Here is a 21113-nt window from a genome sequence, read left to right as displayed (position 1 = left end):
GTAACCGGGCGTTCGCAAGGAGAAGTCATGCGGGAACTGAGGGCCATCGGCCTCGACGTCGACGGCAAGCACATCATCTGCGAAAGCGCCGGAGACGGCGAAGACCACACCGAGATGTTCCGGGTGCGTATCGACGACCGGTTGCGCGGCGCTGTCCGCGGCGAGGGCCATCGCGTCGGACAGAATCCGGCCGATGCGGGCAGCAGCATGCTGCGCCCCAAAGACATCCAGGCGCGCATCCGCGCCGGCGCGTCGGTCGAGCAGGTGGCTGCCGCGGCCGGTGTAGACGTCGCCCGGGTCGAGCGCTTCGCCCACCCGGTGCTGCTGGAGCGCTCCCGGGCCGCGGAGCTCGCAACCGCTGCCCACCCGGTGCTCTCCGACGGCCCGGCGGTACCGACCCTGCTGGAGGTTGTCACCTCCGCGCTGGTGTCACGGGGTTTGAGCTCCGACAGCAGCAGCTGGGACGCATGGCGCAACGATGACGGGCGCTGGACGGTGCAGCTGGCCTGGAAGGCCGGCCGTTCGGACAACGTCGCGCACTTCTGGTTCACTCCGGGCGCACACGGCGGGACGGTGACCGCCGTCGACGACGCGGCCAAGGAATTGATCGACCCCGGCTTCGGTCGTCCGCTGCGGCCGGTTGCCGCGGTGGCCGAGTTGGACTTCGAGGCTCCGGTCGCCCCCGCGGTGGTCGAAGAGGAGCCGGTGCAGCAGCGTGCGGGGACCCGCGCCCGCCGCAGCAAGCCCGAAGTTCCGGGGTGGGAAGACGTCCTGCTCGGGGTGCGCTCGACCGGTCAGCGCTGAGCAGCCAGCGCCAGCAGCACCAGCCACGCACCCGCCACGCCGATTCCGGCGCCCAACGCCAACCATCGCAGCACGGGAGTGCGTCGCCAGCCCCACACCGTGGGCGCCAGCCCGCCCACCGCAATCAGATTGAGCACCACCGCCAGTGCCGGGTGGACGCGCAGCAGGCCCAGGCTCAACACCGTGATCGCGGTGCCGGTCACCGCCGCGACGAACCCCGACACAGTCAGACCCGTCCCCCACGGCGTACTGGGGGTGGGCGTCATTCCGGCAGCCTAATGCGTTCATAGAACGCCAACGCGGCTGCGGTGGCGACGTTGAGCGAGTCGGTTCCCCGCGACATCGGGATGCGGACCCGCATGTCGCTGGCGCGCATCGCCCGCTCCGACAAGCCCGGCCCCTCCGCACCGACCAGCACCGCCACCGGCTCGTCGCGCACCTTCGTCATCGCGCTCGACAACAGCTCGGCCCGTGGGTCCGGAGTCATCGCCAGCAGCCGGAAACCCTGCTCGCGCAGCATCGTCAGATCACCGGGCCAGTCCGTCGAACGGGCGAACGGCACCAGCAGGGCGTGCCCCATCGAGACCCGCACCGAGCGCCGGTAGAGCGGGTCGGCGCAGCCGCTGCCGAAAACCACCGCGTCCACACCCAACCCGGCACCGTTGCGAAAGATCGAACCCAGATTCTCGTGGTCGTTGACGCCCTCGAGCACCGCGATCGTCCGGGCTCCGGCGACCAGATCAGCCACCGACGGCTCGGGCACCCGCGAAGCGGCGGCCAGCACGCCGCGGTTGAGGTGAAAGCCCACCACCTCGGCCATCACCTCGGCGGACACCCGGTAATACGGGACGTCCGGGGCGTCGGGTGCGGTCAGGTCGGGCGTCAACTCCGTCAGCCGCCGCTCGGTGCCCAGCAGCGCCCGCGGGGTGAACCGCGATGCCAGCATCCGCTGCGCCACCAGCACCCCTTCGGCGATCACCAGCCCCTTGCCGGTGGGCAAGTCCGGGCGGCGATCGATGCTGTTCAGATCGCGGAAGTCATCCAGCCGGGAATCGCTGGGGTCATCGATATCGACAACATCAACGACCCTGGCCACTGCGGGAACTTTACCGGCGAGGCGCTAACGTCAACGGCGATGACCCCTCAGCACTCCCCGGAGCCCTCCCTTGAGCCGCCACCGCTGCCGACCGCGCTGCTGCGGATCTGGCCGGTGATCGGCGCCGGCGTCGCCGGTTTCTGCTGCGCGACCATCGCCGCGTTCACGGTGCCTGCCCTGGAAGGGTGGCGGCCGGTGAGCGTGGCGGGACTCGGCGTCGGGATGGTGGGCACCACAATTTTTCTGGTGCAACGCGGGGCGGCACGACGCGGCGCGCGCGGAGCCCAAACCGGGCTGGAACACGAATAGAGTTACGAACCGACAATTCGAGGAGGAACGTCATGGCAGCCCCACTGTTGACGGCACAGGTCGACATCGATGCACCGGTGGCCAAGGTCTGGGCACTGATCTCCGACTTCCGGCGGATGCCCGAGTGGAGCCCGCAGTGCCGGTGGATGAAGCCGCTCGGTGCGGTGCGCCAGGGAACCCGCACGATCAACTTCAACCGGCGTGGACGGATGTACTGGCCCACCAGCTCCGTCATCACCGAGTACATCCCGGAGCGCAAGCTGGCCTTCCGCGTCACCGAGAACCACAGTGTGTGGACCTACGAACTCGAGCCGACCGCCACCGGCACTCGGGTCGTCGAGAGCCGGCACGTCGAAAACGGCAACACCACCGCGGTCTCCGCGTTTTTGGTGGGCAAGTTCATGGGCGGGACGCCCACCTTCGAACGCGAGCTGGTCGAGGGTATGAACGCTTCACTGAGCAAGATCAAGGCCGCCGCAGAGAACGCCTGACGCCCCTGTGGCGGCGGAGTAACGTCCCACGAAACGGACAGGATACTGGGAGGAATCCATGGAAACCGTGAAATCCGCAGTGCGACTGCCGAGCATCGCCATCGCAGCAACGGCCCTGGTGGCCGCCGGCCTGACCCCGGTGGTCGCGGCACCCGAAATCAGCACGCGCGCCGTGGCCGCGGTGTCAGCCGAGGTGACGCTGGCCGCCAACGCGGTCGTCGACAGCTTCGACACCCTTGCCGGACTCGCGCCTTTCGACATGTCCAGCATTGCTGACGAGCTCACCGTCCCAGGCACTTTCGACCTGTCCGAAGTCCTGCCTGGCGCGGCCAACGCGTTGGACGTTCCCGGTGCTGCCGACGCGTTCGACATCGTCGGCCTGTTCAACGCGGAAGTGGCGGCCGCGGTAGGACTGTTCAACCGCTTCATCAGCCTGCCGTTCACGTTGTTCAACGACTTCGAGAACTTGTTCACCAGCCTGATCAACCTCGACTTCGGGATGGCCTTCAGTCAGGCGGCCACCATCCCGCTGGACATCGTCAACTACGTGGTCGGTCTGCCCGGAGCGGTGGTCAACACCGCCTTCAACATGCTCTTTGTGCTCCCGGGCGAGTACCTGTTCAACTTCGGTTAGGAAGTCTCCGGCTCGCCCGGCTCCTCGGATTCCCCTGGGGCGTCGGGGATGTCGGCAGTCGCTTCGATGACAGTCCCCGCTGCGTCAGCCTCGGCGTCGGTTCCGGTTTCGGCCGGTTCCGGCGCCGCTGCTGTCTCGGCGGGAGCCACGGTCACTGCTTCGACGACGGCCTCAACCGCTTCGGTCTCGGCTTCGGCCGCCTCGGTCGCCTCGGTCGCCTCGGCAGCCGGTTCGGCGGCCGGAACCGCCGTGACATCGGTGTTCTCCAGGACCTCCAGCACGCCGTCGTCGTAGGGCTCGTATGCCGGCGAACCGGTGCCCGGGGGCGCCGGAGTGTCACTGTGCGCACCGCAGCCGTACCGGTTGTCGACCACGTGTCCATCGGCGGACATTTCGTTACCGCAGACGCCGAACACCGTGCCCAGCTCACCGGCGAGCGGCAAATAGAAGCCGCAGTCGCGGCAGACCCGTTTGGTGGACCGTGCCATCGCCGAATCCGGGCCGTGCTCGCCGTCGTGCCAGCGCTGCGCCGCGTCGGCGCGACCCACCGGACTCATCAGCCAGCGGCGGCCCAGGCCGATCTCGCCGGCCACCTCGTCGAGCTGCGGGTCGCCGCTCGAGGTGTAACCGGGCACCAGCCGCGGGTCGTCGGCGGGCGGCGCCAGCAGATCCCCCGGCCCCAAGTCGCCGGGACGCACCCGCTGGTCCCACGGCACCCACTCCGGAGCCAGCAAGGCCGTGGGGCCGGGCACCAGCACAACCTCGCTGACCGTGGGCTCCGTGGCGCCCGGGATCGCCGCCACGACGACAGCCCACTGCCAACCCTGATAACCGGGCAACACCGCACCGAATCGGTGGGTCGCGGCGGTCGGGTCTTCGTAGTCGACCCCCAGGTGCTCGCCGACAGTGTCGGCGCCGCTGAACTCGGCGACAGCCGAGCGGGCGTGCTCGACGGCCTCGGCCAGCACCGTGGGCACGGCGATGGTCGCAGTGGCTGATTCTGCGCTGGGTCCGGTCACGCGGGTCCCTTCCGTTCAATGACGTCCCTATACTGCCGCAGCGCGGCTCCATCAGCCACATGCAGGCACGATCACGGCCTCCGCGGTCGTGCGGCAGACATAGGGAAGAATCGCGGATGTGTCTGCACGGCGTCGTGATCTCCCCGAACCGGGCCGGCGCAGCCGTCCGTCACCAGGCTCCGGCCGAGGTGCACGCAACGGCTCGGCCGGACAGCATCCCGGCATGGCCAACTACCCCAGCAACAACACCGGTGACCAGCGGCAGCGCAAGCCCATGCCCAGCGACAACCGGTACCTGCCGCCGCTGCGCGAACACACCGGCACGCCTCGTCGCCCCGAGGCTCCGAGTGGCTCGGGCGCCAGCGACCGCGTCACGGTCACCCGAGCTGCCGCGGCACGAAGTCGCGAAATGGGCTCGCGGATGTATGGGCTGGTGCAACGCGCCGCCACCGCCGACGGCGCCGACAAATCCGGACTGACCGCACTGACCTGGCCGGTGGTGGCGAACTTCGCGGTGGACGCGGCGATGGCCGTCGCGCTGGCCAACACCTTGTTCTTCGCGGCGGCCGCGGGCGAAAGCAAGGGCCGGGTGGCGCTGTATCTGCTGGTGACAATCGCGCCGTTCGCGGTGGTCGCGCCGCTGATCGGTCCCGCCCTGGACCGCGTCCAGCATGGCCGGCGTGCGGCGTTGGCCATGTCGTTCTCACTGCGGACCCTGCTGGCCCTGGTGCTGATCGCCAACTACGACGGTGTCGCGGGCACCTTCGGCTCCTGGGTGCTCTACCCGTGCGCGTTGGCGATGATGGCGCTGTCGAAATCGTTCACGGTCTTGCGCAGCGCGGTGACGCCACGGGTCATGCCGCCGTCGATCGATCTGGTGCGGGTCAATTCCCGGCTGACGATGTTCGGTCTGCTCGGCGGCACGATCGTCGGCGGTGGTGTCGCCGCGGCGGCCGAGTACATCTTCACCGGGCTGTTGCAGCTGCCGGGCGCGTTGTTGGTGCTCGTGGCGGTCTCGGTGGCCGGGGCAGTCCTGTCGATGCGGATCCCACGATGGGTGGAAGTGACCGCCGGCGAGATCCCGACCACCTTGAGCTACCGCTTCGACGAACGGCCCCGAAGCTGGCCCGAACAGGTCCGGCGGGCCGGCGGGGCGCTGAGCCAACCCCTGCGGCAACCGCTGGGACGCAACATCATCGCCGCACTGTGGGGCAACTGCACCATCAAGGCCATGGTCGGGTTCTTGTTCTTGTATCCGGCGTTCGTGGCCAAGCAGCACAACGCCGGCGGCTGGGTACAGCTGGGCATTCTCGGGCTGATCGGAGCGGCCGCCGGCCTGGGCAATTTCGCCGGGAACTTCACCAGCGCTCGACTGCAACTGGGACGCCCCGCGGTGCTGGTGGTGCGCTGCACTATGGCGGTGACCGCTGTCGCGCTGGCGGCAGCGGTGGCCGGGACCCTGGTGATGGCGGCGATCGCCGCACTGGTGACGTCGGGAGCCAGTGCGATCTCGAAGGCCTCACTGGACGCGGCACTGCAGGACGACCTGCCCGAAGAGTCGCGGGCATCGGCATTCGGCCGCACCGAGTCCACCCTGCAACTGGCCTGGGTGTTGGGCGGTGCACTGGGCGTGCTGGTATATACCGACTTGTGGGTGGGCTTCACCGCGATCACCGCTCTGCTGATCCCGGGTCTGGCCCAGACCATCCTGTCGTTCCACGGCGACTCGTTGATTCCCGGCCTGGGGGGCAACCGGCCGGTGCTGATCGAGCAGGACGGCGCCCGCCGCGATCCGGCAAGACAGGGGTGATGTAGGAGTGAAACGCTCGACGGCCGTGCTGGTGGCAGCGCTGACGGTGGTGACCGCCGCGCTCGCCGGATTCGGCACTTGGTGGTTCACCCGGGCCGAGGAGCCGCTGCCGCCGCAGATCAGTGCGTACTCCAACGGGCATCTGACCCGCACCGGGCCGTACATGTACTGCAACGTGCTCAACCTCGACGAGTGCCTGCTGACCGAAGCGCAAGGCACGTTGGCGGTCGATTCGCGTCATCCGGTGCAGCTGTCGGTGGACGAGACCATCGGCCGAGCGCCGTGGCAGCTATGGCGGCTCTACGACAACCCGGCCGACACCACTCAAGAGACATATCCGGCGGGCAGCACCCTGGCAGTCACCGTCCCCACCGTGGATCCGCAGCGCGGTCTGCTGCGCGGGCTGGTGGTGCAGCTGCCCACCCTGATCGTGGACGCCAGAACCGGCGAGCTGTTCACGGCATCGCACGCCGAATGGGCGGTGGGCACGCGCTGGGGCCGGAGCGACCGTCGCTGATTCGCCGAACGTGTAATGAGTACGAGAAATCGCCACGAATCTCGCGCTCATTACACGTTGGGCACGCCGTGGCCGGCCGGCACCTGCTCGCCGTCCGGCACCGGCCCCGGCGGCGTTCCGTCCCCGAACGGCCTGCCGCCCAGCGCTTCTCGTCCATGCGGTGACAGCCAATTCGCCAGATCCGGCCCGTCGGGGACGATCTGCGACGGATTGATGTCGGCGTGCACGATGTAGTAGTGCTGTTTGATCTGCACGAAGTCGGTGGTGTCACCGAACCCGGGTGTCTGGAATAGATCCCGGGCATAGGCCCACAGCACCGGCATCTCGGACAGCTTCTGCCGATTGCATTTGAAATGTCCGTGATAGACCGGGTCGAACCGGGCCAGCGTCGTGAACAGTCGCACGTCGGCCTCGGTGATGGTGTCCCCCACCAGATATCGCTGGTCGGCAAGACGGACGCTGACCCAGTCCAGCGCGGTGAACAGCCGGTCGTAGGCGGCGTCGTAGGCCTCTTGGGTACCGGCGAAACCGCACCGGTAGACCCCGTTGTTGATCTCGGTGTAAATCCGCCGGGCCACCTCGTCGATCTCTTGGCGCAGCGCTTCGGGGTACAGCTGCGGTGCCCCGTCCCGGTGGTAGGCCGTCCACTCGGTGGAAAAGTCCAGGGTCATCTGGGCGAAGTCGTTGGTCACGACCGCACCGGTGGGCACGTCGACCATCGCCGGAACGGTGATCCCCTTGGGGTAGTCGGGAATGCGTTTGAAGTACGCGTCTTGCAGCCGCGGGATCTGCAGCACCGGGTCGACGCCGCCGGGGTCCAGATCGAAGGTCCAGCTGCGCTGATCGTGGGTGGGACCGCAAAACCCTATGGAGATAACCTTTTCCAGGCCGAGTAGCCGCCGCACGATGATGGTGCGATTGGCCCACGGGCAGGCCCGCGCGACCACCAGCCGGTACCGGCCCGGTTCGACGGGATACCCATCACGGCCGTCGGCGGTGATCCGGGTGGAGATGTAGTTGGTGTCGCGCTTGAAATCGCCGCCGGCGAGGTAGCTGGCCATGCCTACCAGAGTGCCACGATTCGAGCGTTGCAGACGGCCCGAAGTGCCGGCCAGCCGGGCGAGTTCACACCGGACTGTGCTGCGCCCAGGAGGTGTTCTCCCATTTCCAGCGAGCCAGGCGCGGTCCGACCCAGAACCCGTAGATCCCCGCCGTGACAATGATCAAGATCAGCCACTTCCACCACATGCCGAACAGTCCCCACGCGCTTCCGGTGAAAACGAGCTGCCGGCCCTCGATGTAGGAGTGCTTCGCACGCCACCGTTCCCGCAGCACGAGGCCGAACGGGTAACAGATCCCCAGAGTGAGCACCGTGATCAAGAAGGCCAGGACCGCAGTACCCAGGTAGGTGCCAGCGCCGCCGTCGAAAGCAAACTGGTGGGTCTGGGCGCGTTTCGGCACGACGGGAGGCGCGGTCGGTTGCGGAGCGGGGCCGAAATTCGGCGGGCCGGCAGGAATGGGGCCTGGCGGATGAGGTTCTGGCAGGTAGGGCGTGGACATACGCTCCCTCCGTTCCGAACGGATCAAGTCGTGGTGCCGCAGCATAGCGCCCAGGACCCGATGACGGAGCTGATCTACGGGGCGGGAAGGAACCGGCGTGCCAAGTTCGACTCGGTGGAGGCGCCGGGTTCCCAGTGCGCGATCCATGGCCCCGTGACCTCGGACGGATCAAGGATGCCGTCCTCCAGCCAGAGGTAGCGGTCCTGCAGCACTGCGTCGGCCAATCGGGCGTCGGCGCGGTCGGTGTTGGTCCACAACGCGGCAAGCAACGCCTCGACCCGCAGCCGGGACTGCTCGCAGAATGCGTCGGCCAGCTGATAGGCCTGCTGGCCTTCGGTCCGGTCGGCCACCCGCTGCGACTCAGCGCGCACGCACACCGCGGCCATCGCGAACAGCTCCGCCCCGATGTCGACGACCCGCCCTAAGAACCCCTGCCGTTTCTCCATGCCGGCCTGCCACCGGGCCATGCCGTAGAAGGTGTTGCGGGCCAGCTTGCGTGAATGGCGTTCGACAAAACGCAGGTGCGTGGCCAGCTCGCCAAACTCGCGATACGCCATGGGGCTTTGGCCTTCGCCGAATACCAGTTGCGGCAACCACTTTGCGTAGAAGCGGCTGGCCCCGGCGGCGGATCTGGCTTTCTGGCCCAGCCCGGCCTTGGGGTTGGCGAGCTCCCCCGCGGCACTCAGGTGGGCGTCGACGGCCTCGCGGGCGATCAACAGCCGCATGATCTCGCTGGACCCTTCGAAGATCCGGTTGATCCGCAGATCCCGAATCAGTTGCTCCACCGGCACCGCGCGCTCGCCGCGCGCCGCCAGCGACTCGGCGGTCTCATAACCGCGGCCGCCACGAATCTGCAGCAGCTCATCGGCGATGACACACGCCATCTCGCTGGACCACAGTTTGGCCAGCGCCGCCTCGATCCGGATGTCGTTGCGGCCCTCGTCGGCCATCTGACCGGACAACTCCAGCACCGCTTCCAGCGCGTAGCTGGTTGCGGCGATGAACGCGATCTTCTTGGCCACGGCCTCGTGCTCGCCGACCGGCCTGCCCCACTGGACCCGCTCGCGGGACCACTCCCGAGCGATCTTCAGAGACCATTTCGCGGCTCCGGTGGCCATCGCCGGAATGGCCAGGCGGCCGGCATTGAGCGTGGTCAGCGCGATCTTCAGACCGTCGCCCTCGCGTCCCACCAGGTTCTGCGCGGGCACCCGAACCTTGTGCAGCCGGGTCACGCCATTCTCGATGCCGCGCAGCCCCATGAACTGGTTTCGGCGTTCGACGGTGATCCCGGGAGTGTCGGCTTCCACCACGAAGGCACTGATGCCTCCTCGGTGACCGTCACCGGCGGGCACCCGCGCCATGACCACCAGCAGTTCGGCTACCACGCCGTTGGTGGTCCACAGTTTGACCCCGTCCAGCTCGTAGGCCGCACCGTCCTCGATCGGTCTCGCGGTCGAGGCCAGTCGAGCAGGATCTGAGCCCACATCCGGTTCGGTCAACAGGAATGCCGAAATCGCCCCGGCCGCGCAACGCGGCAGGAACGTCTCCTTCTGTTCGTCGGTGCCGGCCAGTTTGAGTGGTTCGGGCACCCCGATCGACTGATGAGCGCTCAACAGCGCCCCGAGGCTGGGATGCACGCTCGACACCATCATCAGGGCCCGGTTATAGGCGACCTGCGACATGCCCAGGCCGCCGTACTCGGCGGGGATCTTCAGCCCGAAGCAGCCCAGCCCGGCCAGTCCTTTGACGTATTCGTCGGGGATCTGTGCGTCACGCTCGATAACCGCGCCGTCCATGGTGTCGAGAAGCTCCCGCAGCCTGGCCAGAAACTCCTCGGTGCGCGCGCCGTCATGATCGGACGGCCGCGGAAACGGGTGGATGAGCGGCAAGGGAAACTTCCCGAGGAACAGCCCCTTGGCGAAAGATGGCTTGTCCCAGCCGCTCTCACGAGACTCTTCAGCGACGGCTCGCGCTTGCTCCTCGCTGACCTGCATCTGTTGCGTCATGTCGACACCTCCTGAACCAGCCACCGCCGGAGACCGCTGCTGTCGGCAGGATTAACCAGTTGGTGTCAAACCAAACGCCTTCTCCGCGTGGCTGGTCAACCGGTTGTCGACGCTGCGTGCAGGTTTCGCACGGTCGGCGACGATTCCACCGTGCGCGGATCCGGGTAGGTGCCCAGCAGTCGATCGGCGGTCCCGGAGCTGGTCACGGTGAACCAGTAGTTCTCGTTCTTGAAGTGGTGGTATCGGTGGTTGCGCCACACTGCGCGGTAGATCGCATGGCGGGGCTTGTAGTCGGTGTGGACGAGGTAGTGAATCCATTCGTAGAACACCAGGAACGTCGCGACGGTGAGGACGAACGTCAGCCCTTTTCCGGTGTCGCCGAAGGCGAGCAACACCAGGGGCGTCAGCGCGATGATCACAATCAGGCTGGGCCACGGAATGAAGATCAGCGGGATGTCGCGTGGATCGCGGTGATGCAGACGGTGGTCACGAGCCAGGCGCGAGTCGATCGTGATGCCCGCCAGGGTGCGCGGGCGCCAATGCAGGATTCCGGTGTGGATCAACCACTCGCCCACGGGCGAAAAAGCAAGGAGCGCAACGGCAATGATCGCGTCACCGATCGACCAGCCGCCCACAGCCAGGCGTGCCGTCCACAGCGCTACCGCCCACGTGAGGAGCATCCAGGGGCTGGGGTGCCGAATGAATTCGGCGAAGGCCGCACCCAATGTCAGCTGCTTGCGGGTCATTGCCGACCCTCCAACTGGTTGGCGAGCGCAGCGAATGCGGCGCTGCCCAACTCCAGCATCGCCGCAGCGGCCAGCCGCGCAGCTTCGGCGTCCCCGGCGGCGATGGCGCCGGCAAGCGCGCGGTAGTGCTCGATGTCGTTGACCTCGGCAGCCATCACGTTGACGAGCGCGTCGAGTGCGGGCACGTATGCCTGATTCAACGTGTTGAACAGCAGCCGAAACGCGATGGACTCGGCGCTGTCCACGATGAGTTCCCAGAACCCCAGAGCACGCCACATCCGTTGCACGGGTTCCGATTCGGCTTCCAACTCGTCCACCATGGCACGCAGCCGAGCACGAGCGTCGTCGGTGGCGCGGGCCGCCGCCAGTGCGGCCACCTGCGGACCGATGATGGCGCGGGCCTCGACCAGGCTCGCCAAGGTGGCGCGGTCGACGTCGCCGCCGTGCACAAGCAGCAACGGCAACACGTCGAACCCGGCCTCGGCGCGGAAGTCGCGGACCACTGTGGACCCGCCCTGGCGGACCTGGATGAGGCGCGCCCGGTCGAGGCGGCCCAGCGCCTCCCGGACCGCGGCACGCGATACGCCGAGCGCCTCGGACAAAGTTCGCTCACTCGGCAGGGTGTCGCCGGGCGTTCGGTCACCGCAGAGCACCTGGCCGGCGAGTTGGGCGAAGATTTCGTCGGGTATCGACTGCCGATTGATCCGCTGCAGGGTCATGACCGCAACCCTAACACGAAAAATGGCCGGAGGTCCGGTGGTCAGACCAGTTGGCTGGGCGACGCTCCGCCGCTGCTGTCTTTTCAGTAGTCAGTCAGCGACGATCGCCACCCGCGGTGGGACCGCCAGTACCGGCCTGGGCTCAGGCGTCGAGCTCGCGGGCCACGGCCTTGACCACCTCGGAGATCTGCCGAGCGGTCTTGCGGTCGGGGTATTTGCCCTTGCGCAGTTCCGGCTGCACGGTGCCTTCCAGCAGGGTGATCATGTCCTCGACCATGCCGTGCAGCTCGTCGGGGGTGTGCCGGTGCTCGACAGCCGGCGCCGCCTCACGGCGTGTCCGCGACAGGCTCGGCGGGGGGTCGATCAGCTTCACCGTCAGCGCCTGCGGCCCGCGACGTCCGGCGGCGACGCCGAATTCGACCTTCTGGCCTGCCTTGAGACCCTCTACGCCGTCCGGCAGGGCCGCGGCGCGGACGTAGACGTCCTCGCCTTCTTCCTGGGACAGGAAGCCGAAGCCCTTCGCGGCGTCGTACCACTTCACCTTGCCGGTCGGCACTGGTCTCACCTGCTTGTCTTGCTTGGTCACGTACGTGGGGACATAAATGAAGCGTCCCGCCTGCGCAGGACGCGTCAGTAGCCGATCTTACTAGGACACAGACCCGCAAAACACCCAGGTTTCCTCGGTAGGCTGGTGCAGCCGCTGGAGGAGACCAGGACCGGACACCGAAGTCGATGCGGTCGCTCCCCGGCCGACCGAATCGGATACGGATATGACGTTGAGGCAAGCGGGTCTGGGCACTCCGCCACCGCATGCGGATGCTGCCGGCGCAGACCACCAGGACGCGGCCCGGAAGGCCGCCTTCCACGAAGCCGTGGAACGTGCCGTCGGCACGCAGATGCCGACCACCGGGCCGCTGGTGGACACCTTCGGGCGAGTGCACACCGATCTGCGGATATCCCTGACCGACCGCTGCAACCTGCGCTGTACCTATTGCATGCCGGCCGAGGGACTGGACTGGATTCCCAGCCAACACCTGCTGAGCGACGATGAGCTGATTCGGCTGATGCGCATCGGCGTCGACCGACTTGGCATCACCGACATCCGGTTCACCGGGGGCGAGCCGCTGCTGGCCCGCCATCTCGAAGGCGTGGTGGCCGGCGCCGCGGCCCTGCGCCCGCGGCCCGAGATCGCGTTGACCACCAACGGCCTGGGCCTGGCGCGCCGGGCCGGCGCCCTGGTGGCGGCCGGGCTGGACCGCATCAACGTGTCGCTGGACACCGTCGACCGCGCCCACTTCGCCGAGATCACCCGGCGTGACCGCCTGCCCGACGTCCTCGCCGGCCTGGACGCGGCCGCGCAGGCCGGGATGCGGCCGATCAAGGTCAATGCCGTGCTCGATCCCAAGATCACCGGCGACGACATCATCCACCTGCTGCGCTTCTGCCTATTGCACGGCTATCACCTGCGGGTGATCGAAATGATGCCGTTGGACGCCGACCACAACTGGAACCGTGACGCCGGGCTCAGCGTCGAGCAACTGCTGGAGACGGTGCAGGCCCAGTTCACCCTGCGGCCCGATCCGAAACCGCGCGGTTCCGCGCCGGCCGAACTCTGGCTGGTCGACGAGGGCCCGGAGACACCGGCGGGCACGTTCGGGATCATCGCATCGGTATCGCGGCCGTTCTGCGGAGACTGCGACCGGACGCGGCTCACCGCCGACGGCCAGATTCGCAACTGCCTGTTCGCCGCCGAGGAGTACGACCTGCGCGCCTTACTGCGAGACGGTTCCGACGACGACGCCATCGAGCAGGCGTGGCGGGCCGCGATGTGGACCAAGAAGGCCGGCCATGGCATCAACGATCCGGATTTCATCCAGCCGGACCGCCCGATGAGCGCGATCGGCGGCTGATCCATGACCCATCAGACCGACGCCACCGATACCGGCGTCGCGGTGACGGTCCGCTACTTCGCTGCAGCACGGGCCGCGGCCGGAGCCGATTCCGAGAACGTCAGTGTGCCTGCCGGGGGCGGAGTGGCCGCCTTGGCGCAGGCCCTCGGCGCCCGCAATGAGCGACTGGCGGCGGTGCTGAGCCGGTGCTCCTACTTGCGCGACGGGGTCGCGGTGCGCGACCACGAGGCGGCATTGCAGCCCGGCGAAACGGTCGACATCCTGCCGCCATTCGCCGGCGGTTAGCGAGCCTCGACGAAGGAGAGACGAAGCTGGACCGCCGAATCAAACCCGGCGGTTAGCGAGCCTCGACGAAGGAGAGACGAAGCTGGACCGCCGGCATCAAACCCGGCGATTGAGCATGATCTACGTCACATAACGAATTGATTACGAGCTGGCAACAGCTTGATGGAGTGGCCTTTGACCTGCACAAACACAGGCCGTTCCTGGTGGTTTGAGAAGAACCGGCGATGAAAACACCCGGGAGCGTCCTGGGTGACTCAGCGGGTAAGAGCGGTTACGGTACATCTCCGGGTGTATCGAAAATCTTCCGGTCGATCCACCTTTCTTCACCCGTAGCGCCGAGCTCCATCCAACGGGCGAGGAAAACCACAAATACCTGATGGATGGAGGCGGGGGACCCACCGGGTCCGCCGAGAGCGGCCCTGAGGCCTTAACCGGCCTCTCGGGGTGAAGCCGACGACGCACTGTTGCATCAAGGCCGGGCAGTCCCCCCTGTCCGAACCCGACGCTGACCTCGCAGGCGTAGACAGAGAGGAATTCACCACCGTATGAGTGGACGGCATCGCAAGCCCACCCAATCGAACGTCAACATCGCCAAAATCGCCTTCACCGGAGCTGTGCTCGGTGGCGGCAGCCTGGCCCTCGCCGGGACCGCAGCCGCGGCTACCGATGACGAATGGGACCACGTAGCCCGGTGCGAATCCGGCAACAACTGGGGCATCAACACCGGTAACGGCTACCAGGGCGGGCTGCAGTTCTCGCCGAGCACCTGGAGCTCGCACGGTGGTGGCAAGTACGCCCCGTCGGCACACCTGGCCAGCCGCGAACAGCAGATCGCGGTCGCTGAGCACGTGCTGGCAACGCAAGGCCGTGGCGCCTGGCCGGTCTGCGGCCGCGGGCTGTCCGGCGCATCGCAGCGCGAGGTTCCGGCAGCGCCGCCGGCCGACGCCCCGATCGACAACCCGGACGTCAATGGCGAGACCGTCGCCATGGACAACCCGATGGCTCCCCCGCCCGCTCCCGAGCCCGCACCGTGGTGGGCTCCGGCCCCCGAGGCTCCGGCTCCCGCCGAAGGCGCCGCACCGGCGGCTCCCGCCGGCTGGTTCCCCGAGGCTCCGGCCCCCGAGGCCCCGGCACCCGAGGCTCCGGCCCCGATCGCCGAGGACCTGCCGCCGGCTCCCGAGGCACCCGCTCCGGAAGCCCCGGCCCCCGAGGCTCCGGCACCCGAGGCCCCGGCCCCGATCGCCGAGGATGTCCCGCCACCGGCCCCCGAGGCGCCCGCGCCTTGGTGGAACCCGGAGGCTCCGGCACCCGAGGCCCCGGCGCCCGGCGACGAGGTCCCTCCGGCTCCCGCTCAGGACGGCAACCGCCAGGAAGCGGTCTCGGTCGGCTTCCACCAGCAGCTGTGGCAGGCCGTTCGATCGGAAAACATCAGCGGCAACGACGCGCTGGACGCGTTCGCGCTGCAGCCCAGCCGGGTTATGTAGTAACAAACTCCTACGAAAAACGGGGGCCGGATCACCGGCCCCCGTTTTTTGTGTCCACGCGGCCATCAGGCCGAGCCGACCCACTCCTCGGTGTCGTCGGCGAAGAACTGGTGCTTCCACACCGGCAGCCGCTCCTTGATGGTGTCGACGAGCAGCGCGCAGGCCTCGAAGGCCTCCCGGCGGTGATCGGCCGCCACGGCGGCCACCAGAGCGGCGTCACCGATGTGCAGCACACCGATCCGGTGGCTGGCGGCCAACGCGCGGACCCCGACGGCCTGCTCGGCCACCTCGGCCAGCACTTCGGCCATCACCTGCTGCGCCGACGGGTGCGCGGAGTACTCCAGCCGCCGCACCTGTTGCCCGTGGTCGTGGTCGCGGATCATGCCGACGAATCCCACGATCGCTCCGGCGGCGCGATGGCCCACCAGCTCCTCGTGCTCGGACAGCACGATGGGCTGCTCGGTGATGGCGGCCCGCAGGATCAGCGGGCCGGGGGCCGTCACCGGTGGTCTCCACCGGCGAGCTGGTCCAAGGCGTGATCCAAGACGTCGGCAAGCACGCCCAGCCCGTCGCGCACCCCACCGGACGAACCGGGCAGGTTGACAACCAGGCTGCGGCCGGCCACCCCGCACACGCCACGAGACAGCACCGAGGTCGGCACCTTCGGCAGCCCGGACCGGCGGATGGCATCGGCCAGGCCGGGGATCTCGTAATCGAGCACGGTGAGCGTCTGCGCCGGGGTGTCGTCGGTCGGAGAAATGCCGGTTCCCCCGGAGGTGATGATCACGTCCACCCCGTCGGCCACCGCGCCGCGCAGGGCGGCACCGACCGGCTCACCGTCAGCCACGACCTCCGGCTGCGCCTCGGCGAAGCCGCGCTGCGCCAGCCAGTCGGCGATGATCGGGCCGGTGCGGTCGGTGTACACCCCAGACGACGCTCGGGTGGACGCGATGATGATTCGGGCGGTCCGAGCGCTCACGAGCGCTCCCAGGACCCGGTACGGCCGCCGTCCTTGCTCAGCACCCGGATGTCGTCGATGACGGCGGCGCGGTCCACGGCCTTGATCATGTCGTAGAGGGTCAGAGCCGCCACGCTGACCGCGGTCAGCGCTTCCATCTCGACCCCAGTGCGGTCGGTGGTGCGTACGGAGGCTGTGATGTCGATCTGGGATTCGCCGATGGTGAAGTCCACGTCGACTCCGGTCAGAGCCAGTTGGTGGCAGAGCGGGACCAGATCGCTGGTGCGTTTCGCGGCCATGATGCCGGCCACCCGTGCGGTGGCCAGCGCGTCGCCCTTGGGCAGTCCGCCGGCCGAGATCAGCTGGATCACTTCGGCGGTGGTGCGCAGCACACCGCCGGCGACCGCGACACGCTTGGTGGTCGCCTTCGCGCTGACGTCGACCATGTGGGCCGCACCCCGGTCGTCGAGGTGTGAGAGCGGCCCGGTCATGGCGTCACCGCTACCGGTTGACGACGGTGACCGGATGCACGTAGGGCAGCTCGTCGGACGGCAGCGGGAACACGAGGTCCCCGAACGGCGACAGTGCGCCAGTCCGATCGGTGCGCAGCTCGCTGACAGCGGGTTCGCCGTCGGTCTTCGGCCAACCGTTGTCGACGTACCGGTTCTTGTTGTCCTGGTTTCCAGCCACGGGACCATTCTGACAGGTCGCGATCGACGACGTTCACCGGTTGGGCCTTACGCTGGTCGTCGATGACCGAACGCGCCCGGGGTGTCCCACTGGGGTCGTGGCTGGCCGACCTGCCCGACGAGGATCTGATCCGGCTTCTGAAGCTACGGCCCGACCTCGCCCAACCCCCGCCGGGCAGTATCGCCGCTTTGGCCGCGCGAGCCCAGGCCCGCCAGTCGGTTCGGGCCGCCACCGACGAGCTGGATTTCCTGCGGCTCGCCGTCCTTGATGCGCTGCTGGAATTGCATGCCGACGGCAGCGGTGTGCCGGTCGCCGACCTACTGGACCTGCTCGGGGAGCGCGCCCCCGCCGACGCGGTGAGCGCAGCACTGACCGATCTGATCGAGCGGGGCTTGTGTTGGGGTTCGACCGAACCGGACGGCGTGCTGCGCATCGCCGCCGAGGCGGGCGCCGGTCTGCCCTGGCATCCGGGTCAGGTGACCCGAGAAGATCCGGCGCACGGTGATGCCGACATCGTCGAAGCCATCGCCGATCTGGACGCTCCGCAGCGTGACCTGCTGGACAAGCTGCTGACCGGCTCCCCGATCGGGCGCACCCGCGATGCCGCCCCCGACGCGCCCTCGGAGCGTCCGGTGCCGCGGCTGCTGGCAGCCGGACTGCTGCGTCGCGTCGACGACGAGACAGTGATCCTGCCGCGGCTCGTCGGTCAGGTACTGCGGGGCGAGCAGCCCGGCCCGGTCGCGTTGCACGAGCCCGACCCGGTGGTGTCGCAGACCACCGCGGCCGATGTCGACGCGGCGGCCGCTGGTGCGGTGATCGACGTGTTGCGCGAACTCGACGTGATCCTCGCCAATCTGGGTGAAACGCCGGTGCCCGAGCTGCGCAGCGGCGGCCTGGGTGTGCGCGAGGTCAAGCGACTGACCAAAGCCACCGGAGTCGACGAAATCCGGCTCGGCCTGTTGCTGGAGGTCGCCGCAACCGCGCGGCTGATCGCGGCCGACTTTCCCGACCCGGCGAGCGTCGATCAACGGGACTGGCCCGATGCCGACGGCCCCTACTGGGCGCCGACGGTGCTCGCCGACCGGTTTGCCGAGCAGTCCACCGCGGAGCGCTGGCATCTGCTGGCAGCCACCTGGCTGGATCTCCCAGCCCGGCCGGGTCTGATCGGCAGCCGCGGCGCCGACGGCAAACCCCGGGCGGCGCTGTCCACCCCGCTGTTCTCCACCGCCGCCCCGCTGGATCGCCGGCTGTTGCTGGGCATGCTCGCCGAGCTGCCCGTGGGCGCCGGGGTCGACACGGTGACCGCGTCGCAGGCGCTGATCTGGCGCCGGCCGCGCTGGGCCAACCGGCTCCAGCCCGGCCCGGTGGGCGAACTGCTCGACGAGGCGCATGCCCTGGGCGTGCTGGGCCGCGGCGCGCTCAGCACCCCCGGACGATTCCTGCTGGCCGCCGGCGCCGACGGCGCTGCCTCCGATGCCGATGTTGCCGCCGCGGTGGCCGCGATGGCCAAGGCGTTGCCCGAACCGATCGACCATTTCTTGGTGCAGGCCGACCTGACCGTGGTGGTGCCGGGGCCGCTGAAACGTGACCTCGCCGAGGAGTTGGCCGTCGTCGCGACCGTGGAATCGGCCGGCGCCGCAATGGTTTACCGGGTGTCCGAACAGACCATCCGGTCCGCCTTGGACGTGGGCCGTACCGGTGCCGGCCTGCGGGCGTTCTTCGAGAAGCACTCCAAGACCCCGGTGCCGCAGGGGCTCAGCTATCTGATCGACGACGTCGCGCGCCGGCACGGGCAGCTGCGGATCGGGTTGGCGGCCTCCTTCGTGCGCTGCGAGGACCCCGCGTTGCTGGCCCAGGCGGTCGCCGTTCCGGCCGCCGAGGCGCTGGGGCTGCGGATGCTGGCCCCGACGGTGGCGGTGGCGCAGGCGCCGCTTGCCGATGTGCTGGCGACGCTGCGCGATGCCGGTTTCGCCCCGGCCGCCGAGGATGCCACCGGAACGATCGTCGACATCCGGCCACGCGGCATGCGGGTGCACACCCCGGCGGAACGCCGCGGGCACCGGCAGCACGCCGGTCCTGGTGACGACAGCCTGACCGCGCTGGTCCGGGTCCTGCGCACGGTGACGTCGGCGCCGTTCGACAACATCCGGCTGGACCCGGTGACGGCGATGATCATGCTCAAGCGCGCGGCGCTGGAGCGGGCCACGGTGATGATCGGCTACGTCGACGCCGCCGGGGTGGCCACCCAGCGTGAAGTGGCGCCCACCCAGGTGCTGGGTGGGCGGCTGGTGGCGTTCGATTCGACGTCGGGGCAGATGAAGGATTTCGCGATCCACCGCATCACCTCGGTGTCGTCGGCCCCCGACGACGACGCAGCGCACTAGCGACGCATGTCGGGGCAGCCCGGATAATGGGCCCCATGAGCGCTGACGGGCCGTTGATCGTCCAATCCGACAAGACCGTGCTGCTCGAGGTCGACCACGAACAGGCCGGTTCGGCGCGCGCCGCTATCGCGCCGTTCGCCGAGCTCGAGCGGGCCCCGGAGCACATCCACACCTACCGCATCACCCCGCTGGCGTTGTGGAACGCCCGAGCCGCCGGCCACGACGCCGAGCAGGTGGTCGACGCCCTGGTCAGCCATTCTCGGTACGCGGTGCCGCAACCGCTGCTGGTCGACATCGTCGACACCATGGCCCGCTACGGGCGCCTGCAGCTGGTGAAGAGCCCGGTGCACGGCCTGACGCTGGTCAGCCTGGATCGCGCGGTGCTCGAGGAGGTGCTGCGTAACAAGAAGATCGCCCCGATGCTCGGTGCCCGCCTCGATGACGACACCGTCGTGGTGCATCCCAGTGAGCGCGGCCGAGTCAAGCAGATGCTGCTCAAGATCGGGTGGCCCGCAGAGGATCTGGCGGGGTACGTCGACGGCGAGGCTCATCCGATCGACCTGGCCCAGGACGGCTGGCACCTTCGGGACTATCAGGAGATGGCCGCGGACTCGTTCTGGTCCGGTGGTTCGGGGGTAGTGGTGTTGCCCTGCGGTGCCGGCAAGACGCTGGTCGGTGCCGCGGCGATGGCCAAGGCCAAGGCCACCACGCTGATCCTCGTCACCAACACCGTCGCGGGCCGGCAGTGGAAACGCGAACTGGTGGCACGCACGTCGCTGACCGAAGACGAGATCGGCGAGTATTCCGGTGAGCGCAAGGAGATCCGACCGGTCACCATCGCCACCTATCAGGTGATCACCCGGCGTACCAAGGGCGAGTATCGGCACCTGGAGCTGTTCGACAGCCGCGACTGGGGGCTGATCATCTACGACGAGGTGCACCTGCTGCCCGCGCCGGTGTTCCGGATGACCGCGGACCTGCAGTCACGCCGCCGCCTCGGACTGACCGCGACGCTGATCCGCGAGGACGGCCGCGAGGGCGACGTGTTCTCGCTGATCGGGCCCAAGCGTTACGACGCACCGTGGAAGGACATCGAGGCGCAGGGCTGGATCGCCCCGGCCGAATGCATCGAGGTGCGGGTCACCATGACCGAGAGCGAGCGGATGACCTACGCCGTCGCCGAACCCGAGGAGCGCTACAAGCTGTGCTCGACGGTGCACTCCAAGATCGCGGTGGTGCGCTCGATCCTCAAGCAGCACGCCGGCGAGCAGACTCTGGTGATCGGCGCCTATCTGGACCAGCTCGAAGAACTGGGCGAGCAGTTGGACGCCCCGGTGATCCAGGGCTCGACGCGTACCGCCGAGCGCGAGAAGCTGTTCGACGCCTTCCGTCGGGGTGAGATCTCCACCCTGGTGGTCTCCAAGGTGGCCAACTTCTCCATCGACCTGCCCGAAGCATCGGTGGCCGTACAGGTCTCGGGCACCTTCGGTTCGCGCCAGGAGGAGGCTCAGCGGCTTGGCCGGCTGTTGCGTCCCAAGGCCGATGGCGGCGGCGCGGTGTTCTATTCGGTGGTTGCCCGCGACAGTCTGGACGCCGAATACGCGGCACACCGGCAGCGGTTCCTGGCCGAGCAGGGCTACGGCTACATCATCCGCGACGCCGACGACCTGCTCGGTCCGGCGATCTGAGGA

24 protein-coding genes and 1 riboswitch are annotated in these 21113 nt (G+C 68.5%); of the genes, 11 read left to right on the top strand and 13 right to left on the bottom strand.

Annotation, left to right across the window (positions count from 1 at the left end; translation table 11 throughout):
* Positions 1 to 27 precede the first annotated feature (27 nt).
* Complete coding sequence (sepH, locus tag RCP37_RS04055; RefSeq protein ID WP_308485722.1) at positions 28 to 804, top strand: septation protein SepH; 777 nt, start codon at positions 28 to 30, stop codon at positions 802 to 804.
* Here the strand turns inward: sepH and RCP37_RS04050 are convergent.
* Together RCP37_RS04050 and RCP37_RS04045 are read right to left on the bottom strand one after the other, a co-directional pair.
* Positions 795 to 1070: a DUF2537 domain-containing protein gene (locus RCP37_RS04050; protein ID WP_308485721.1), complete on the bottom strand. Its 276-nt coding sequence runs from the start codon at positions 1068 to 1070 to the stop codon at positions 795 to 797. The genes sepH and RCP37_RS04050 overlap by 10 nt on opposite strands.
* The gene (locus RCP37_RS04045) at positions 1067 to 1900 is read right to left on the bottom strand and encodes a TrmH family RNA methyltransferase (protein ID WP_308485720.1); all 834 of its coding nucleotides are present in this window, start codon (positions 1898 to 1900) and stop codon (positions 1067 to 1069) included. Before RCP37_RS04045 ends, RCP37_RS04050 begins: the two co-directional genes overlap by 4 nt.
* Positions 1901 to 1939: 39 nt before the next feature.
* Here RCP37_RS04045 and RCP37_RS04040 point away from each other — a divergent pair, with 39 nt between their 5' ends.
* Genes RCP37_RS04040 through RCP37_RS04030 form a run of 3 tightly spaced genes read left to right on the top strand, consistent with a single transcriptional unit; the run spans position 1940 to position 3334 of the window.
* Positions 1940 to 2209 (top strand): DUF2530 domain-containing protein, encoded by a 270-nt coding sequence (locus tag RCP37_RS04040; RefSeq protein ID WP_308485719.1) that lies wholly within the window; start codon positions 1940 to 1942, stop codon positions 2207 to 2209.
* A gap of 32 nt (positions 2210 to 2241) precedes the next feature.
* Entirely contained in the window at positions 2242 to 2700 is a 459-nt protein-coding gene (locus tag RCP37_RS04035) for an SRPBCC family protein (RefSeq protein ID WP_308485718.1), read from the top strand.
* A 58-nt stretch (positions 2701 to 2758) separates the two neighbouring features.
* Entirely contained in the window at positions 2759 to 3334 is a 576-nt protein-coding gene (locus tag RCP37_RS04030; protein ID WP_308485717.1) for a hypothetical protein, read from the top strand.
* On the opposite strand, the gene RCP37_RS04025 is transcribed toward RCP37_RS04030, so the two are convergent.
* The gene (locus RCP37_RS04025) at positions 3331 to 4353 is read right to left on the bottom strand and encodes a DUF3027 domain-containing protein (RefSeq protein WP_308485716.1); all 1023 of its coding nucleotides are present in this window, start codon (positions 4351 to 4353) and stop codon (positions 3331 to 3333) included. The two genes, RCP37_RS04030 and RCP37_RS04025, sit on opposite strands and share 4 nt — an antisense overlap.
* Before the next feature lie 223 nt (positions 4354 to 4576).
* On the opposite strand from RCP37_RS04025, the gene RCP37_RS04020 reads away from it, so the two are divergent.
* Positions 4577 to 6163, top strand: a complete 1587-nt coding sequence (locus tag RCP37_RS04020; protein ID WP_308485715.1) for an MFS transporter — start codon at positions 4577 to 4579, stop codon at positions 6161 to 6163.
* A 7-nt stretch (positions 6164 to 6170) separates the two neighbouring features.
* Complete coding sequence (locus RCP37_RS04015) at positions 6171 to 6680, top strand: DUF2771 domain-containing protein (protein WP_308485714.1); 510 nt, start codon at positions 6171 to 6173, stop codon at positions 6678 to 6680.
* Between the two features lie 50 nt (positions 6681 to 6730).
* Here the strand turns inward: RCP37_RS04015 and RCP37_RS04010 are convergent, their stop codons facing one another.
* The 6 genes from RCP37_RS04010 to RCP37_RS03985 form a co-directional block, all read right to left on the bottom strand.
* The gene (locus tag RCP37_RS04010; RefSeq protein WP_308485713.1) at positions 6731 to 7741 is read right to left on the bottom strand and encodes a glutathione S-transferase family protein; all 1011 of its coding nucleotides are present in this window, start codon (positions 7739 to 7741) and stop codon (positions 6731 to 6733) included.
* Between the two features lie 64 nt (positions 7742 to 7805).
* Positions 7806 to 8141 (bottom strand): DUF898 family protein, encoded by a 336-nt coding sequence (locus RCP37_RS04005; RefSeq protein ID WP_308485712.1) that lies wholly within the window; start codon positions 8139 to 8141, stop codon positions 7806 to 7808.
* A gap of 173 nt (positions 8142 to 8314) precedes the next feature.
* On the bottom strand, positions 8315 to 10246 hold the full coding sequence (locus tag RCP37_RS04000) for an acyl-CoA dehydrogenase family protein (protein ID WP_308485711.1): 1932 nt from the start codon (positions 10244 to 10246) through the stop codon (positions 8315 to 8317).
* Between the two features lie 95 nt (positions 10247 to 10341).
* Positions 10342 to 10992 carry a sterol desaturase family protein gene (locus RCP37_RS03995; RefSeq protein WP_308485710.1) on the bottom strand — a complete coding sequence of 217 codons (651 nt, stop codon included), beginning with the start codon at positions 10990 to 10992 and terminating at the stop codon, positions 10342 to 10344.
* The gene (locus RCP37_RS03990; RefSeq protein WP_308485709.1) at positions 10989 to 11711 is read right to left on the bottom strand and encodes a FadR/GntR family transcriptional regulator; all 723 of its coding nucleotides are present in this window, start codon (positions 11709 to 11711) and stop codon (positions 10989 to 10991) included. Before RCP37_RS03990 ends, RCP37_RS03995 begins: the two co-directional genes overlap by 4 nt.
* A 142-nt stretch (positions 11712 to 11853) precedes the next feature.
* On the bottom strand, positions 11854 to 12267 hold the full coding sequence (locus tag RCP37_RS03985; RefSeq protein WP_083026809.1) for a cold-shock protein: 414 nt from the start codon (positions 12265 to 12267) through the stop codon (positions 11854 to 11856).
* Between the two features lie 340 nt (positions 12268 to 12607).
* On the opposite strand from RCP37_RS03985, the gene moaA reads away from it, so the two are divergent.
* From moaA to RCP37_RS03970, 3 genes are all read left to right on the top strand, one after another.
* Complete coding sequence (gene moaA, locus RCP37_RS03980) at positions 12608 to 13621, top strand: GTP 3',8-cyclase MoaA (protein WP_373693154.1); 1014 nt, start codon at positions 12608 to 12610, stop codon at positions 13619 to 13621.
* Positions 13622 to 13624: 3 nt separating this feature from the next.
* Positions 13625 to 13906, top strand: a complete 282-nt coding sequence (locus RCP37_RS03975; RefSeq protein WP_308485708.1) for a MoaD/ThiS family protein — start codon at positions 13625 to 13627, stop codon at positions 13904 to 13906.
* 360 nt (positions 13907 to 14266) lie between these two features.
* Positions 14267 to 14442, top strand: a riboswitch (cyclic di-AMP (ydaO/yuaA leader).
* 9 nt (positions 14443 to 14451) lie between these two features.
* Positions 14452 to 15390 carry a transglycosylase family protein gene (locus tag RCP37_RS03970; RefSeq protein WP_308485707.1) on the top strand — a complete coding sequence of 313 codons (939 nt, stop codon included), beginning with the start codon at positions 14452 to 14454 and terminating at the stop codon, positions 15388 to 15390.
* 65 nt (positions 15391 to 15455) lie between these two features.
* Here RCP37_RS03970 and RCP37_RS03965 read toward each other — a convergent pair whose 3' ends face one another.
* Genes RCP37_RS03965 through RCP37_RS03950 form a run of 4 tightly spaced genes read right to left on the bottom strand, consistent with a single transcriptional unit; the run spans position 15456 to position 17038 of the window.
* Positions 15456 to 15875 (bottom strand): molybdenum cofactor biosynthesis protein MoaE, encoded by a 420-nt coding sequence (locus tag RCP37_RS03965; RefSeq protein ID WP_308486929.1) that lies wholly within the window; start codon positions 15873 to 15875, stop codon positions 15456 to 15458.
* 14 nt (positions 15876 to 15889) lie between these two features.
* Positions 15890 to 16369, bottom strand: coding sequence for a MogA/MoaB family molybdenum cofactor biosynthesis protein (locus RCP37_RS03960; protein ID WP_308485706.1), 480 nt, complete (start codon positions 16367 to 16369; stop codon positions 15890 to 15892).
* Positions 16366 to 16839, bottom strand: a complete 474-nt coding sequence (gene moaC / locus RCP37_RS03955; RefSeq protein ID WP_308485705.1) for a cyclic pyranopterin monophosphate synthase MoaC — start codon at positions 16837 to 16839, stop codon at positions 16366 to 16368. Before moaC ends, RCP37_RS03960 begins: the two co-directional genes overlap by 4 nt.
* Positions 16840 to 16849: 10 nt before the next feature.
* Positions 16850 to 17038 (bottom strand): hypothetical protein, encoded by a 189-nt coding sequence (locus RCP37_RS03950; RefSeq protein WP_308485704.1) that lies wholly within the window; start codon positions 17036 to 17038, stop codon positions 16850 to 16852.
* Positions 17039 to 17100: 62 nt separating this feature from the next.
* On the opposite strand from RCP37_RS03950, the gene RCP37_RS03945 reads away from it, so the two are divergent.
* Together RCP37_RS03945 and RCP37_RS03940 are read left to right on the top strand one after the other, a co-directional pair.
* The gene (locus RCP37_RS03945; RefSeq protein ID WP_308485703.1) at positions 17101 to 19422 is read left to right on the top strand and encodes a helicase-associated domain-containing protein; all 2322 of its coding nucleotides are present in this window, start codon (positions 17101 to 17103) and stop codon (positions 19420 to 19422) included.
* 35 nt (positions 19423 to 19457) lie between these two features.
* Positions 19458 to 21110 carry a DNA repair helicase XPB gene (locus RCP37_RS03940; protein ID WP_308485702.1) on the top strand — a complete coding sequence of 551 codons (1653 nt, stop codon included), beginning with the start codon at positions 19458 to 19460 and terminating at the stop codon, positions 21108 to 21110.
* Positions 21111 to 21113: the final 3 nt, after the last annotated feature.

The sequence above is a fragment of the Mycolicibacter sp. MU0102 genome (genome assembly GCF_963378105.1).
Lineage (GTDB): Bacteria > Actinomycetota > Actinomycetes > Mycobacteriales > Mycobacteriaceae > Mycobacterium > Mycobacterium holstebronense.
This window is presented reverse-complemented; position numbering and strand designations above follow the sequence as displayed.